Annotated in this window: 12 protein-coding genes and 1 tRNA gene; 2 read left to right on the forward strand and 11 right to left on the reverse strand. The window is 43.3% G+C overall.

Going from position 1 to position 16,142, the window contains the following annotated elements; translation table 11 throughout:
- Positions 1-12: 12 nt before the first annotated feature.
- The 4 genes from astD to N518_RS0102815 are packed head-to-tail and all read right to left on the reverse strand — an operon-like array spanning position 13 to position 5,079.
- Positions 13-1,482, reverse strand: coding sequence for a succinylglutamate-semialdehyde dehydrogenase (astD, locus tag N518_RS0102800; RefSeq protein ID WP_005027151.1), 1,470 nt, complete (start codon positions 1,480-1,482; stop codon positions 13-15).
- Positions 1,482-2,525, reverse strand: a complete 1,044-nt coding sequence (gene astA / locus N518_RS0102805) for an arginine N-succinyltransferase (protein WP_017400829.1) — start codon at positions 2,523-2,525, stop codon at positions 1,482-1,484. Before astA ends, astD begins: the two co-directional genes overlap by 1 nt.
- A gap of 21 nt (positions 2,526-2,546) precedes the next feature.
- On the reverse strand, positions 2,547-3,752 hold the full coding sequence (locus N518_RS0102810; RefSeq protein WP_026443960.1) for an aspartate aminotransferase family protein: 1,206 nt from the start codon (positions 3,750-3,752) through the stop codon (positions 2,547-2,549).
- Positions 3,753-3,804: 52 nt separating this feature from the next.
- Positions 3,805-5,079 (reverse strand): Glu/Leu/Phe/Val family dehydrogenase, encoded by a 1,275-nt coding sequence (locus N518_RS0102815; protein ID WP_026055441.1) that lies wholly within the window; start codon positions 5,077-5,079, stop codon positions 3,805-3,807.
- A 229-nt stretch (positions 5,080-5,308) separates the two neighbouring features.
- On the opposite strand from N518_RS0102815, the gene N518_RS0102820 reads away from it, so the two are divergent.
- Positions 5,309-5,731: an Lrp/AsnC family transcriptional regulator gene (locus N518_RS0102820; RefSeq protein WP_005027161.1), complete on the forward strand. Its 423-nt coding sequence runs from the start codon at positions 5,309-5,311 to the stop codon at positions 5,729-5,731.
- A 270-nt stretch (positions 5,732-6,001) separates the two neighbouring features.
- On the opposite strand, the gene N518_RS0102825 is transcribed toward N518_RS0102820, so the two are convergent.
- From N518_RS0102825 to lldP, 6 genes are all read right to left on the reverse strand, one after another.
- Positions 6,002-6,091: transfer RNA gene (locus N518_RS0102825), tRNA-Ser, on the reverse strand.
- An 87-nt stretch (positions 6,092-6,178) separates the two neighbouring features.
- Entirely contained in the window at positions 6,179-8,209 is a 2,031-nt protein-coding gene (locus tag N518_RS0102830) for an NADPH-dependent 2,4-dienoyl-CoA reductase (protein WP_005027163.1), read from the reverse strand.
- Positions 8,210-8,442: 233 nt separating this feature from the next.
- Positions 8,443-10,134, reverse strand: a complete 1,692-nt coding sequence (dld, locus tag N518_RS0102835) for a D-lactate dehydrogenase (RefSeq protein ID WP_005027165.1) — start codon at positions 10,132-10,134, stop codon at positions 8,443-8,445.
- A gap of 4 nt (positions 10,135-10,138) precedes the next feature.
- The gene (lldD, locus tag N518_RS0102840; protein ID WP_005406852.1) at positions 10,139-11,284 is read right to left on the reverse strand and encodes an FMN-dependent L-lactate dehydrogenase LldD; all 1,146 of its coding nucleotides are present in this window, start codon (positions 11,282-11,284) and stop codon (positions 10,139-10,141) included.
- A 1-nt stretch (position 11,285) separates the two neighbouring features.
- On the reverse strand, positions 11,286-12,029 hold the full coding sequence (gene lldR, locus N518_RS0102845) for a transcriptional regulator LldR (RefSeq protein WP_005019193.1): 744 nt from the start codon (positions 12,027-12,029) through the stop codon (positions 11,286-11,288).
- Positions 12,030-12,050: 21 nt separating this feature from the next.
- On the reverse strand, positions 12,051-13,718 hold the full coding sequence (gene lldP, locus N518_RS0102850; RefSeq protein WP_005027170.1) for an L-lactate permease: 1,668 nt from the start codon (positions 13,716-13,718) through the stop codon (positions 12,051-12,053).
- Between the two features lie 583 nt (positions 13,719-14,301).
- Between lldP and argG the strand changes: the two genes are divergently transcribed.
- Entirely contained in the window at positions 14,302-15,645 is a 1,344-nt protein-coding gene (argG, locus tag N518_RS0102855; protein WP_005027172.1) for an argininosuccinate synthase, read from the forward strand.
- Between the two features lie 61 nt (positions 15,646-15,706).
- Here argG and N518_RS0102860 read toward each other — a convergent pair.
- Positions 15,707-16,142: diguanylate cyclase (locus N518_RS0102860; protein WP_026443961.1), on the reverse strand; the 436-nt coding region annotated here is incomplete at its 5' end.

Raw genomic sequence — 16,142 nt, forward strand, 5'->3', positions numbered from 1 at the left:
ATGTGGTCCGTCTTACAGCACAATGCCCGGTGACAATTTTGAGGGTAAGCTCACACTGTCACTTTCCAGGGAAGCCATCGGCCATGCACTATAATCTGCGGCATAGAACGCACTGGCACGGTGATTGCCCGATGCGCCCACCCCACCAAACGGTGCCGCACTTGATGCACCTGTTAATGGCTTATTCCAGTTCACAATGCCTGCCCGCGCTTCAATCAATACACGATCAAATAAATCACGGTCAGGTGACACCAGCCCTACGGCCAAACCAAAGCGGGTGTTATTGGCAATATTTAAGGCTTCATCGAAGCTGTTATAGCGATAGATCGTGGTGAGCGGGCCAAAGTATTCATCATCAGGAATATCGGTAACCTGGGTTACATCTAAAATGCCTGCGGTGAGCAATGAACTATCTGCTTGTGGACGCGTCATTTCCAACAATGCTTTTGCACCTAGAGCAATCAGTTTGCTTTGTGCTGCCAGCATCTGTTCCGCAGCATGTGCAGAAATCACCCCGCCCATAAAGGGTTGTGGTTCAGCATTCCAGACACCAACCACCAAGTTTTTAGCGACTTCAACAAAACGTTGAATGAAGGCATCCCCATTGGCACCCTGTTTAACGATAATACGGCGTGCACAGGTACAACGTTGTCCCGCAGAAACAAAAGCCGATTGAATGGCTAAATTCACCACCGCATCAATATCGGTTGCTTCATCAATAATCAGGGCATTATTACCGCCCATTTCCAAAGCAAGAATTTTTTCAGGTGCACCAGCCATTTGCTTATGCAATTGATAACCTGTGTTGGCGCTGCCTGTGAACAGTAAACCATCTATTTGTTCAGCTGCTGCAAGTGCTTCACCCGTGCTACGCCCACCTTGTACGATGTTCAGTACACCTTTGGATAAACCGGCCTGTTGCCATAATTTTGCAGTTTCTTCCGCAGTCCAAGGGGTGAGTTCACTTGGTTTAAACACCACGGTATTGCCGGCAATCAGTGCAGGAACAATATGACCATTTGGTAAATGACCCGGGAAGTTATACGGGCCAAATACAGCCAGCACGCCATGAGGACGATGACGTAACGACGCCACCCCATCTGGCATTTCAGTTTCGCTAAAACCAGTCCGTTGATGATAAGCGCGGATTGAAATCGCCACTTTACCGATCATTGATTGTACTTCGGTTAAGGTTTCCCATAGCGGTTTACTGGTTTCCTGACTAATCACTTCAGCCAGTTGGGTTTTATGTTGTTCCAATAAGCCGGCAAAACGCTCAATAATGGCAATTCGTTCTTCTAAGGCTAAGCGTGCCCAAGCTGGAAATGCCTGCCGAGCAGCATGACAAGCTTGCTCAACATCGGCCTGGCTGGCTTCATGCCCTGCCCAAATTTGCTCATTGCTGACAGGATTTTTTTTACTGAACGCAGGCCCTTGTCCCTGAATCCAGGTATCATTAATGAATAATGCACCTTGTGACATTAGTTATTCTCCATTTTTTCTAATGCTAAAACTCGCACTTCATCCCGTTCCTGGACATTAAGTGCTTGAGCCTGCTGTGGCGTCACCAATAAGATATCGGTAGCTAATAGCTGGTTATTAATGAGTAATACGCGATAATCTGCATATTGATCATTTGCAACCAGATACTGTTTATTTGATATTTCGACCTGCTCAGTAATTTTGATCTTCAATACACGACTTTCTTTGACTGCGCGTAAGTCAGCAATATTGGCTTCCAAAGTAGGACCTGCATCAAAAATATCAACATAACCTTGATATTTAAGCCCTTCTGACATCAATACCTTTGCAGCCGGTAAAGTATGTGGATGGACCTCTGCAATAACTTTCCGAGCTTCTGCGCCAAGTAAATCGACATAGACCGGAAATCTAGGCATTAATTCAGCAATAAATATTTTTTGTCCGGTCCCACTTAAATAATCGGCAGCAGCGAAGTCCATATCAAAAAAGTGATGGCCTAATGCATCCCAGAATGGCGAGTAACCCTTTTCATCCGAAAAACCTCGCATCTCTGCAATCAGCCGCTCTTCAAAATGTGTTCTAAACGCCGCAATAAACAGAAAACGGACTTTAGATAAAAATTTTCCATTCTGGTTTTTACGGTATTCAGGATCAAGAAATAAGGTGCAAAGCTCACTACACCCTGTATGGTCATTACTTAAAAACAGGGTATCTAAAGTTTTATAAACATTTAATGCTTTAGATGCATGGACCTGCTTCGCCACATGAAAATTATAAAAAGGTTCCTTTAGCCCTACTGCCACTTCAATAGCACTTACACCTACAATTTTCTGCAGGCTAGTATCTTCGAGTACAAACAGATAACTTGCCTCACACTTTTCGGTCAGACCCGCTAAAGTACGCGAGGTACGTGTAATACGTTCAGCTAGAATGTCTCGATTTTGTGGTAAGGAAGTCAGACCAATCCCTGTCTCACCAGCTCTTTGCGCCAAACGATAAATATCATCTAAATCCCGATGCGCTGCATGTCTAACAATCATCATGGTTAGATGCTCACAAAAGATTTAAAGACGTGCGAGTGCACGGGCGAAACGGTTCAGGCCTTCATCAATATCTTCTTGCGGAATAATTAAGGAAGGGGTAAAACGTACAACATTTGCTCCAGCAACCAAAGCCAGTAATCCTTCCTCACCGGCCAGTGTCACAATATTTTTGGCTTTACCTGCGTGTTCATCTTTCAGCACGCAGCCAATTAATAAACCTTGACCACGAATCTCTTTGAACAGGCCATATTGCGCATTGATTTTATTTAAGGCATCAATGAAATATTGATGACGTTGTTTTACGCCGTCTAACACTTCTGGTGTATTGATAAATTCAAATACCGCACCCGCCACTGCACAGGCCAATGGGTTGCCGCCATAGGTGGTACCGTGATCACCCACTGCATACATGTTGGCATAATGATCTGTGGTGATCATGGCACCAATCGGGAAACCACCGCCTAATGCTTTTGCTGTGGTGAGAATATCAGGCGTTACGCCTGTATTCATATAAGCATAAAGCGAACCGGTACGGCCAACGCCCGTTTGTACTTCATCAAAAATCAGTACAGCACCTTTTTCATCACATAGTGCGCGTAAGCCTTTCAGGAATTCGATATCTGCTGGCAGAACACCGCCTTCGCCCTGAATCGGTTCTACAATAACAGCACAGGTATTTTCAGTAATTACCGCTTTAGCTGCTTCAAGATCGTTGAATACAGTGTGCTCAATCCCACCTGGTAATGGTGCAAAATCTTGAGAATATTTTGGCTGTCCACCTGCTGTCACTGTAAATAAAGTACGGCCATGAAAAGCATTTTTGAATGCTACAATATGATTTTTTTCAGAATTACCGCTTAGCAGGCCTACCTTACGTGCCAGTTTTAATGCAGCTTCATTCGCTTCTGCCCCCGAGTTGCAGAAAAACACTTTGTCGGCAAAAGTACTTTCTACCAATTGCTTGGCGAGACGTAAAACAGGCTCGTTGGTATAACCATTGCCAATGTGCCAAAGTTTTTGTGCCTGCTCAGTCAGGGCATTTACTGCAACAGGATGTGCATGCCCCAAAGCATTCACTGCAATGCCACCGGCAAAATCAATATATTCTTTATCGTCTTGATCCCAAATACGAGAACCTTCCCCACGAACTAAAATAAAATTTGCTGGAGCAAAAACTGGAACCATCCAATCATTAAAGTTGCTACGTGTAATCGCTACGTCATTCATTTTATTTACCCACTTCCTGTTTTATATTTGGCTCTGACTTTATGAAACTGACTTATCCAGGGAAAATACCGCGTTCTTTACGTGCTTTTAAAATACGTTCACATGCGAGAATATAAGCTGCTGTACGCAAGCTACATGCTTTATTTTCTGCTGTATTCCAGACATCAGCGATGGCCTGAATCATTAATTTATCAAGACGCTCGTTAATCTCTTCCTCGCTCCAGAAGTAACTCGCCATATCCTGAACCCATTCGAAATAGCTTACCGTTACACCACCTGCATTACAGATGACATCTGGCACCACTACAATATTACGACTCACGAAAACATCATCTGCTTCGGGATAGGTCGGGCCATTAGCGCCTTCCAGAACAATTTTAGCTTTAAGCCGTTGTGCCCGTTCAACTGTAATCTGACCTTCTAGTGCCGCAGGAATAAGAATATCCATATCGACATCCCAGAAATCTTCATCTGCAATCACCTGAGCTTCAGCAAAGCCCATTACGCCTCCATGCTCTGTGACATGTTTTTGTAATGCTTTAACACTTAAACCTTCGGGATTAAAAATTGTGCCTGTATGGTCTTGAACACAAACAATTTTGGCTTGAGCATGACTAAACAGATAAGCTGCTTCATTTCCTACATTACCAAAGCCTTGCACAGCGACTTTGCTACCTGCAACAGGCAGCTGAATTTTCTTGGCTACTTCCAGCCCCGTTACAAATACGCCCCGACCGGTAGCCCGTACACGTCCGAGAGAACCGCCTAAATGTACAGGTTTGCCTGTTACGACACCTGTTACAGTGTGCCCTTTAATGCTTGAGTAGGTGTCCATCATCCAGCCCATGATGTTAGGATTCGTACCTACATCTGGAGCAGGAATATCAATTTGAGGACCAATAATTGAACTGATCTCACTGGTGAAGCGACGAGTTAAACGTTCCAGTTCACGTAGTGAAAGTTCTTTAGGATTGACTCGAATTCCCCCTTTAGCACCTCCAAATGGAAGATTCAATACCGCAGTTTTAATCGTCATCCAGGCAGATAAGGCCATAACTTCATTTAATTCAACATCCTGATGATAACGAATACCACCTTTACCTGGTCCACGTGACAGATTGTGCTGTACACGGTAACCTTCAAAATGACGAATTGTCCCATCATCCATAACAATTGGAACATCAACAATCAGAGTACGCTTTGGTCTTTTAAGAGTATTAATAAAATTACTTAAATCAGCATCTAAATAGGGCGCTACCCGGTCAATTTGAGTAAGGTAAGTTTGCCAAGCACCATTATTCTGATCCGTATACGATAAAGACATCATCTGTTCCTTAATTAATCCATTGTCCCTGTTGTCTCTAGATTCCCGGTACTTGAGAACTTATTTGTAATTCAGCACCCTTTTAAGAACGCTTAATACTTCAAGTGATCTAGCTAAAACTCTTCGGGACTTTATGTTTGCACTATTATTAATAAACAAATTGATTCAAAAAATTATTTATAAATATTAAAATGATTTAATTTTTATCAATTTGCTAATACCCAATATCAAAATGAACAATATTGACCATATTATTTTAGGTTTACTTAAAGATAATGCGAGAATGTCTATTACAGATTTAGCCCTAAAAGCGCGTGTTTCTAGAGCTACTGTTCAAAAGCGAATTGAATATATGGAGGCTTCAGGCACTATCACAGGCTACACGGTACGTTTTCGCCCAAATGCAGAGAAAAATGTGATCCGTGCATGGATGAATATTATGGTTGAAGGAACTAAGGCTCAGGCGGTCATTCGCGAATTACGTTTAGAGTCAGCAGTGCAACGTCTTCATACAACCAATGGAAAGTGGGATATATTGGTCGAATTACAGTCAGATACTCTTGAGAATTTTGATAAAGTACTGGAACGGATTCGTAATATTTCAGGTATCTATAATAGTGAAACGAGTATTTTACTCTCCACCTATAAAACCTAAATATGACTTTATTTAAAAAAGTTACGTTATTTTTACTCTTAAATCTATAAAGAAAGTTTAATAACTTTATTAGAGTGCTTAGTGTTGAAACTTTTATAAATTGCATCAGCTTTAAAAGTTAATGCTTTAGGTAAAATTTTTAAACCACATCTTTTATGCTCCAAATATGACGCAAAAAAGTATGCCTGCTTTAACTTTTTATAGAGACACGTAAAGAAACTATAGTTAAAAAAATAAGCCCTTGTAAATACAAGGGCTTATTTAGATATCTGGCGGAAGCGGTGAGATTCGAACTCACGGAGGGCGTGAACCCTCGTCGGTTTTCAAGACCGGTGCATTAAACCGCTCTGCCACGCTTCCATGCCGCTAAGAATACAAAGCCTCTTCATTTTATTCAAGAAAAATTTTAGTGCTTTATAGTCAAATGTCTATTGTTTCATCATTTAGTTAAAGCTTTGCAGCCAATTCAGCTCCTTCACGAATAGCACGCTTGGCATCAAGCTCTGCTGCCAGCTTTGCTCCTCCAATAATGTGATAGTTGGCCAGCACTTTCTTTCCACCCTGTGGCATCAAATCTTTAACGGATTCCTGTCCAGCGCATACTACAATCGTATCGACACGGAGCAGCTGGTCATGCCCATCGTGAGAAATCCATAAGCCTTCATCAGTAATTGCTTTATAATTTACACCGCACAACATACGTACCTGATGCTTTTTCAGTTGTGCACGATGCACCCAGCCTGTTGTCTTACCAAGCCCTGCACCTAAGGGCGTAGGTTTGCGCTGCAGTAAATAAATTTCCCGAACGGGTGTTTCCAATTCGGCCGAAACCATTCCACCTTCCGTATGGTAATGAGATTCTAAATCTACGCCCCACTCACGTTGCCATTCAGTTAAAGGTTGTGGCTGAGGCTGTGAGACAGGTTTGAGTAAAAATTCAGAAACATCAAAACCAATTCCTCCTGCTCCTATCACTGCAACCCTGTATCCCACTTTTGCGCCCTTAAGCACTTCTGCATAAGACAAAACCTGCGGCGCTTCACTGCCAGCAATTTTAAGCTGACGCGGTATAACACCTGTGGCAACCACAATTTCATCATATCCTTCACGCTCTAACTGCTCCCGATTAATGCGGGTATTTAAGCGAAGCTCTACGCCGGTTTTCTCAATTTGAACCTTAAAGTAGCGAATGGTTTCATGAAACTCTTCTTTGCCTGGCACAACTTTGGCTAAATTAAACTGTCCCCCGACTTCATCACTTGCTTCAAATAAAGTCACTTGGTGCCCTCGTCCCGCAGCAACTGTAGCCGCAGACATTCCGGCAACCCCAGCCCCCACTACAGCAATCCGCTTAGGTTTTTTTGTACGCACGTAGACCAGTTCTGTTTCATAAGCTGCCCGCGGATTGACCAGACAGGTTGCACGCTGCCATTTAAATGTATGGTCCAAGCAGGCCTGATTACAGGCGATACAAGTGTTAATTTCATTGACACGGTCTGTAGCAGTTTTATCTACCCAAAAAGGGTCAGCCAGAAATGGGCGTGCCATTTGTACCATATCGGCTTTTCCTTCAGCCAGAATGATTTCGGCAGTCTCCGGCATATTAATACGGTTTGAGGCAATGACCGGTATATTCACATACTGCTTCACTTCAGCGGTATAATCGACGAAAGCAGCACGCGGTACAGAGGTAACAATGGTCGGAATACGCGCTTCGTGCCAGCCAATCCCGGTATTTAGCAAAGTTACACCTGCTTTTTCTAACGCCTGGGCAATCTGGATGACTTCATCCATGGTATTACCGTTATCAACCAGATCCAGCATTGATAAACGAAAACAGATAATAAATTTCTCCCCCACTGCCTCACGGATAGCTTTTACAATTTCAAGTGAAAACCGCATCCGGTTTTCCAGTGTGCCGCCCCATCGGTCTTGACGCTGGTTGACATGCCGACTCATAAACTGGTTTAACAGATACCCTTCCGAGCCCATAATTTCAACCCCATCATAGCCCGCCTTTTTTGAAAGGCTGGCAGCATGTGCATAATCCTTAATAGTAGTCAGGATATTACGCTCACTCATTTCTCGTGGTTTAAACAGGGAAATAGGTGATTTAACCGGACTGGCAGAAACGACCAGTGGCTGATAACCGTAACGCCCAGAATGCAGAATCTGAAGCAAAATTTTAGCGCCATGTTTGTGTACAGCATGAGTGACCAACCGGTGATGGGGAATGTCGGCCAGACTGTTCATGGTGCCTCCCATTGGCGATAGCCAGCCCTCTCGATTAGGTGCTATACCTCCGGTAATAATGAGTCCAACTCCACCTTTGGCACGCTCGGCAAAATAGGCCGCAAGCTTCGGATAATGATAAAAACGGTCTTCCAGCCCGGTATGCATAGACCCCATTACTATCCGGTTTTTAATTGTAGTAAATCCCAAATCTAATGGCTTTAAAATATTTGCATAGCTGGTCATAGGATATCCTTGTAATTAGTGGGCTTTGCAATTTGTTGCATCTACTTTAACTGATTTTTTTATATTGTTTATGGCTGTTTATTTGAAGGATAAAGACTTGAACGTCAATTTTAAGCTTAGGCTATTTAAAAAATTTAAATATAAATATAGGGTGGCTTTAAGAGTATTGCGGGGAAGAATTTAACTGTGCTTTTAATAAATAGTTCTTAAAAGCACAGTTAAAAGAATTTGGTTTATGACCAATATTTTTTTCTGGAAGTATAACCAATGCCCACATTGAAACTGTTGGTTGGATCAAGCTTTTGATAGTGTTGTTTTAAAGCAGGCTTGGCTACATATAAATGTCCAACATTATGTTCGGCCGGATATTCGGCACCACGCTGATCTAGCAGTTTCCACATGGCATGCTCCATAGCCAATGGATCAACCCCTTTCTTGACGATGTAATCCTGATGAAAAACATGGCACAAGAAATGACCGTAGTAGAGTTTATGTATAATCTGCTCTTCCATTGACTCAGGCAAGGTTTCCAGCCACTCCCGGTCATTGCGTTTTAGGGCAATATCGAGCGCCACAATGTCTTCGACCTCCCGGCGATGTACATCACGATAACGTATAGCTGCTCCTGCAATGGCAAATCGGTGTAAAAAAGCTTTACGGCCTTCTTCTTCATTACACAGAAAATAGTTACCTGTAGAGTGTATTTTAAAATACTCCTGCAAGTAACTTTCTACCTGTGCTATATCCTGATCTTCGATACGAAGTAGTAAATGATGTTCATAGCGGTTACGGAACTCGGCCATACGCTGCGGTAAATGGGGTGGCAAAACGCCGGTTAACAGCTGTAAAACCTTGTCGGTTAATCCTCTGATTTTGACTTTTTCCAGCATGCCATCAATTTTGTCTTTCATGGCAAAAGCTTTAGGGACCCGCGCAGTTCCAAATTTTTCGATAAACAGAAAGGTATCCTTTCCATATTTCTCGCCAATGTCATACGCTACCCGATGAATATACTCACCTGCAATCGGCAGACGCGGCAATTGTGTCAGTAAATAGCGTCGAATTGCAGTCAGATCATCCTGACTATTGGTTCCAATATAAAACACCTGACTTGGTAATTTTTCAAAAGTATCCAGCCGCACTGCGAAAACACAGACCTTGCCGGCAGAACCTGAAGTTTCAAACAACCGGTTAGGGTCAGCATTAAAACGCGCCGGTGTATCAAGATCAACCTGACGCACGTCATGACCATAATGAGGATCAGAAGCGCGGTGCTGCGGACTGTAATCAATATCCTTTTCCTGATACTCACCATTTTGCAGACGTATCAGAATCTGTTCTGGCTGGGTACCTAAACTTACTCCCAAGTGATTAACCAGATGCAGTTGTCCCTGTTCATCAACCTGAGCATATAAGGCCAGTTCGGTGTACGCCGGCCCACGTCTTACCAGTGCACCGCCAGAGTTATTACACACTCCCCCTAATACAGAGGCACCTATACAGGAGGAACCAATCACTGAATGCGGTTCCCGGTTAAAGGGTAACAGGGCTTTTTCTAATGCATCTAAAGTTGCTCCCGGCAAGCATATAACTTGCTTTCCTGAATTGATAACCTGTATACCGGCTAACCGACGGGTACTGATCAGTACTACTGGACGGTCATAATCATGACCATAAGGTGTAGAGCCTCCAGTCAGGCCAGTATTGGCGGCCTGCATAATTACAATACAATCCGCAGCCACTGCAATCTGTAAAATACGCCATTGTTCAATCAGGCTACCGGGAGCTACTACGGCTAGAACCTGTCCTTCACCAAAACGTCGACCCTGCCGGTAAAGACGGGTTTCCTGCTCATCGGTAAGTACAAATTTTTCTCCGACCACTTGCTGAAACTGCTGTATGACTTTAGAGGCGGTGATAGACACAGTTTTACTCCATGATGCGCTTGACCAGACATTCAGAAGAAATATCCTGAATAGTTTTAGCGCCAGTTAGTGTCATGGCAACTCGCATTTCCTTGTTAATCAGCTCAAGCAGGTGATTTACACCTTCACCGCCGGCAGCACCTAATGCATAGACAAAAGCACGACCCAACAGACATAAATCAGCCCCAAGCGCAATCATACGTACTACATCAAGTCCGTTACGGACTCCCGAATCGACCATAATTTTCAGATCGCCTTTAACAGCATCTGCAATAGCCGGTAATGCACGGGTAGTAGACAATACGCCATCTAGCTGACGTCCACCATGATTAGATACCACAATTCCATCAGCGCCAAAACGCACCGCATCTTTGGCATCTTCAGGGTCCAGAATACCTTTAATGACCATTGGACCATCCCAGTATTCACGGATCCATTCCAGATCTTTCCAGGAAATGGACGGGTCAAAGTTTGCCCCTAACCAGCCAATATAATCTTCTAGGCCGGTTGGTTTACCCAAGTATTTAGAAATATTGCCCAGATCATGTGGACGTCCCATCAGTCCAACATTCCATGCCCAGTGTGGATGCATAAAGGACTGCATATAGCGGCGCATGGCAGCATTAGGTCCGCTCATGCCTGAATGAACATCACGGTAACGTGCACCTGGTACCGGCATATCTACGGTGAAGACCAGAGTCGAACAGCCTGCAGCCTTGGCACGCTCCAATGCATTTTTCATAAAGCCCCGGTCACGCAATACATAAAGCTGAAACCACATCGGGCGCTGGATGGCTGGTGCAACTTCTTCAATTGGGCAGACTGATACCGTTGACAGAGTAAAAGGTATGCCATTTTTCTCTGCAGCAACCGCGGCCTGAACCTCCCCACGGCGAGCGTACATTCCGGTCAGGCCAACTGGTGCCAGAGCAACTGGCATCGACAGGGTTTCATTAAACAGCTTGGTTTCCAGACTCAGTTCGGACATATCATTTAAGACACGCTGCCGCAAAGCGATTTTGGAAAGGTCTTCTACATTTCGTTGCAGGGTATATTCCGCATATGCCCCGCCATCAATATAATGAAACAGAAATGGAGGTAAACGGCGTCGCGCTGCTTCACGATAATCATTAGAAGATGAAATAATCATTTTAAATCCTGTTTAAGCGACTGGCACGCTGATGACGGGCTTCTTCCTCATCAATCGAGCGTACCTGTTGTATAACAAATTCGATATGGCCACAAACTGCCATGCGGGCTGCCTGCGGATCTTTACGGTCAATTGCATCCATGACCTTGAAATGCTGTAAATGCAACTGGTCAAAGCGGTCTGACTCTGAATAGACTTTACGGCGACCCAGCACCACGTTGTATTGCAACAGATCAAACAGGCCACGCATGGTCTGTATCAGGACCAGGTTATGAGATGCTTCAGCAATTGCCAGATGAAACTTGGCGTCTGCTACCGAAGCCTGATCCGGATCACCAATTGACTGGAAATGGCTGATCTGGTCATAAAAGTGATGAATCTTGACACGGTCCTCAGCAGTAGAGCGTAAAGCTGCATACCAGGCTGTTCCCCCTTCCAGTACCAACCGTGCTTCCTGCACATCGAAGCGGTAAAGTGGATCCTGGTCAATCAGGCCGCTTAGAGGCTGAACAATTTTATGCTGTGACCAGGTAACAGGCAGTTGGCAAATATAAGTACCATCTCCTAACCGGCTCTGCACTATACCTTGAGTATTTAACTGCTGTAGGGCCTCCCGTAATGAGGAGCGCGATACACCAAGCTGTTCACATAGCTTACGCTCAGAAGCGAGGCGATCTCCGACTTTCATTCCTTGCTGTTCAATCAGCTGATACAAACTTTGTATAACTTTATCGGAGACCTTCACCCTGCACTTCCTCTTTCTATCCTATGGAATCATCCATGGGAACACATATGCCTGTAGAGTGATAATGATACCAATCATTACGGTAAAGGTTATACTGTGTTTAACCGTAAAGCGGAACAGATCGGACTCTTTACCTACCAGTCCTGCTGCTGCACAGGCAATGGCAATCGACTGCGGAGAAATCATCTTGCCGGTGACTCCACCGCTGGTATTGGCAGCTACCAGTAAAACTTCTGGCACACCAATCTGCTGGGCAGTAGTTGCCTGTAATGCTGCAAACAGTGCATTGGCAGAAGTATCTGAACCTGTGAGGAACACGCCCAACCAGCCCAAGAATGGCGAGAAGAAGGTAAAAGCATTACCAGTATGCGCCAAGGCTAATGCCAATGTTGCTGACATTCCTGAGTAATTCGCAATGAATGCAAAGGCCAGAACCATGCCTATCGAGTAAATCGGGGTCTTTAGTTCATTTACTGTCTCGCCAAAAGTCACCAGTGCTTCACGTGGCTTCATTTTCAGATAAACAATCGTAATAAGCGCCGCAATAATAATTGCTGTACCGGTTGCTGAGAGCCAGTCAAATTTGAAGATAGCATCATAGTCCTTAACTTCGGGCACCACTGGAGGCACTTTCTGAACCAGCTGATGCAAATAAGGAACCTTGATCGAAATCACCCAATCCTGCATTGGACCATCTTTAGCAAATAGATCTTTAAAAGGCTTGATACTCCATAGAGTTACCATCGCTGTCAAAATCACAAATGGTGACCAGGCTTTGGCAATCTGGCCTATACTGAATTTCTGCTTCTGTGAAGCCAGCAGCTCGGCATCGACCTGACTGTCATTTTCATCTTTAAAACGAAAGATATGCTTAGGCTTCCAGTATTTTAATAAGATTGTCAGGCTCACCAGTGACGCAATGGCCGCAGTAATATCTGGTAATTCAGGCCCTACAAAGTTTGAGGTCAAATACTGTGCCAGTGAAAATGCACCGCCTGCTACAATTACAGCCGGCCAGGTCTCTTTAATTCCGCGCCAGCCATCCATAATGGCCATAATCCAGAACAGTACGATTGGCACCATAAACGGTAACTGGCGGCCTACCATCTGGCTGATTTCCATGGTATCTACACCAGACACCTGCCCCGCTACGATAATTGGAATACCCATTGCGCCAAAGGCAACGGGTGCGGTATTCACAATCAGGCACAGACCGGCAGCATACAATGGCTTAAAGCCCAAACCGACCAGTAATGCCGCAGTAATCGCAACCGGTGCACCAAAACCTGCTGCTCCCTCAAGAAAGGTACCAAAAGCAAATCCGACCAACAGCATTTGCAAACGCTGGTCTTCAGTAATAGATAAAATTGAAGAACGGATTACATCGAACTGGCCTGTTTTAACAGAAACTTTATACAGGAATACTGCACCAATGATGATCCAGGATATTGGCCATAAACCATAGAAGAAACCATAAATTACCGAGGCAAATGCCATATCGGTCGGCATGCCATAAGCAAAAAGTGAAACCAGCAAAGCCAGTACCACCGTAATTGTTCCCGCTACACTTCCTTTTAAACGGAAAACTGCCAATGCCAGAAAAAAGAAAATAATTGGAATCAGGGCGACCAAGCTGGAAATCCATAAATTCCCCATCGGATCATAAATCTGTTGCCATTGTGAAAGCACATTCTTCTCCTTGATATGCTCACGAGATATTAACTAGTCTAACCCTACAATAATTGGTCAGACCAATATTTACTTTAAAGAACAATAAATCTTTTAATTACTTTAATTATCCTAAATTTTGCTTATTTAAAGATCAATATAAAATTTTATCTATAAAATTGGTCATACCAATTTAAATTAGAAAATGTTTAATTTCTGGCAAAGTCAATTTAAAATAAAAATTCTCTATTTTTTCTTAATATATTGTTTAATAAATAGAATATTTAAATTCAAAGTATTAAAAACTGTACTTTTAATGCTCTTGTAAAACTTTAGTCTTATAGATTTTTTAAAACTTAAAATATGATGAAATAGAGTCAAGAAAAGCCCGTATTATTTTCTGCTCTAAATAAAACCTCCTTATTAATTTCTATGAACTGAGTTAACTCATAAAAGCGTAATTATAAATTTAGCGCCCCTATAATTTTTAAAGTTTGTCTTTTTTTTAAGAAAACATGTTCGTTTAAAAGTGTTACAATAAAATGTTTATAGATTTTTCAATGGCAGCCAATTCGTGGTGCCTGTTTTATAGTTAGGACTAGCAATGACTGATAATGCAACCATTTTGCAGCATGTACCAGTAGGCAAAAAAGTCGGAATTGCCTTCTCTGGTGGCCTGGATACTTCTGCTGCTTTATTGTGGATGAAACAAAAAGGTGCAGAGCCTTATGCGTATACTGCAAATCTTGGTCAGCCTGATGAAGATGACTATGATGCCATTCCAAAGAAAGCTGAAAATTATGGTGCGGTAAAAGCTCGCTTGATCGACTGCCGCCTGCAACTTGCACTTGAAGGTATTGCTGCAATTCAATGTGGCGCATTCCATATCAGTACAGGCGGTATGCCTTATTTTAATACCACTCCATTAGGTCGTGCAGTCACCGGTACTATGCTGGTAACGGCCATGAAAGAAGATGATGTCAACATCTGGGGTGATGGCTCAACTTATAAAGGCAACGATATTGAGCGTTTTTATCGTTATGGTCTGCTTACCAATCCTAACCTGAAAATTTATAAACCTTGGCTAGACCAGACCTTTATTGATGAACTTGGTGGCCGTGCTGAAATGTCACAGTTCCTCATCGATAACGGTTTTGACTACAAAATGTCAAAAGAAAAGGCCTACTCGACCGACTCAAATATGCTGGGTGCAACTCATGAAGCCAAAGATCTTGAATACCTGAATGCCGGCATCAAGATTGTCGAGCCAATTATGGGGGTAGCGTTCTGGAAAGATGAAGTCGAAGTTAAAGCTGAAGAAGTTTCCGTGACTTTTGAAGAAGGTATGCCAGTTGCATTAAATGGCCAACGTTTTGATAATCCGGTGGAACTTATTCTTGAAGCGAACCGTATTGGTGGACGTCATGGTCTGGGAATGTCCGACCAGATTGAAAACCGTATTATTGAAGCCAAGTCTCGTGGTATTTATGAAGCACCTGGCATGGCGTTGCTGCATATCACTTATGAACGTCTGGTAACGGGTATTCATAATGAAGATACCATTGAACAATACCGTATCAATGGTCTGCGTTTAGGTCGTCTTCTTTATCAAGGCCGCTGGTTTGACTCTCAGGCACTGATGTTGCGTGAAACTGCCCAACGTTGGGTTGCTAAAGCAATTACGGGTACAGTCACGTTAGAGCTGCGTCGTGGTAATGACTACACCATCATGAACACTGAATCTCCGAACCTGACCTATGAAGCTGAACGCTTGACTATGGAAAAAGGTGATTCAATGTTTACACCAATGGACCGTATTGGACAGCTGACTATGCGTAATCTGGATATTACAGATACACGCGCCAAACTGGGTCTTTATACTGACTCTGGCCTGCTATCATTGGGCCAGGGTTCAGCTTTACCCCAGCTTAAAAATAACAAGAAGTAATTTTTAATCTGTTTAAAAGCCGCCTGATTCTGGCGGCTTTTATTTTTACAAGAATTAATGGTTATGCAACTTTTGTTGAACCGACTGACTGATAGAAAATCTGGTTACGGCCCAACTGTTTGGCTCGATAGAGTGCCTGATCAGCAGACTCAAGCAAAGCCTCCTGTGTTACAGCCGCTTCTCCCCTATAAATTGTAATACCCAGGCTTACAGTGATATAGCTGGCAATACATGAACGTTCATGAGGAATAGCAAGCCGCTCAATTTCCCTATAAATATTGGACGCAACCGCATAAGCACCATGCGCCTCGGTTTCAGGAAGAAGCACTACAAACTCCTCTCCACCATAACGCGCCACAAAATCCCTGTGCCGAATCGAATTTTTAATTGCTCTGGCAATACTATAAATCACTTTATCGCCCATCTGGTGACCATAAAAATCATTATAATTTTTCTCTGTACACGACAAAAATAGATAACTCATTGAAATAATGTCA

This window comes from Acinetobacter sp. UNC436CL71CviS28 (assembly GCF_000620525.1).
Taxonomy (GTDB): Bacteria; Pseudomonadota; Gammaproteobacteria; order Pseudomonadales; family Moraxellaceae; genus Acinetobacter; species Acinetobacter radioresistens.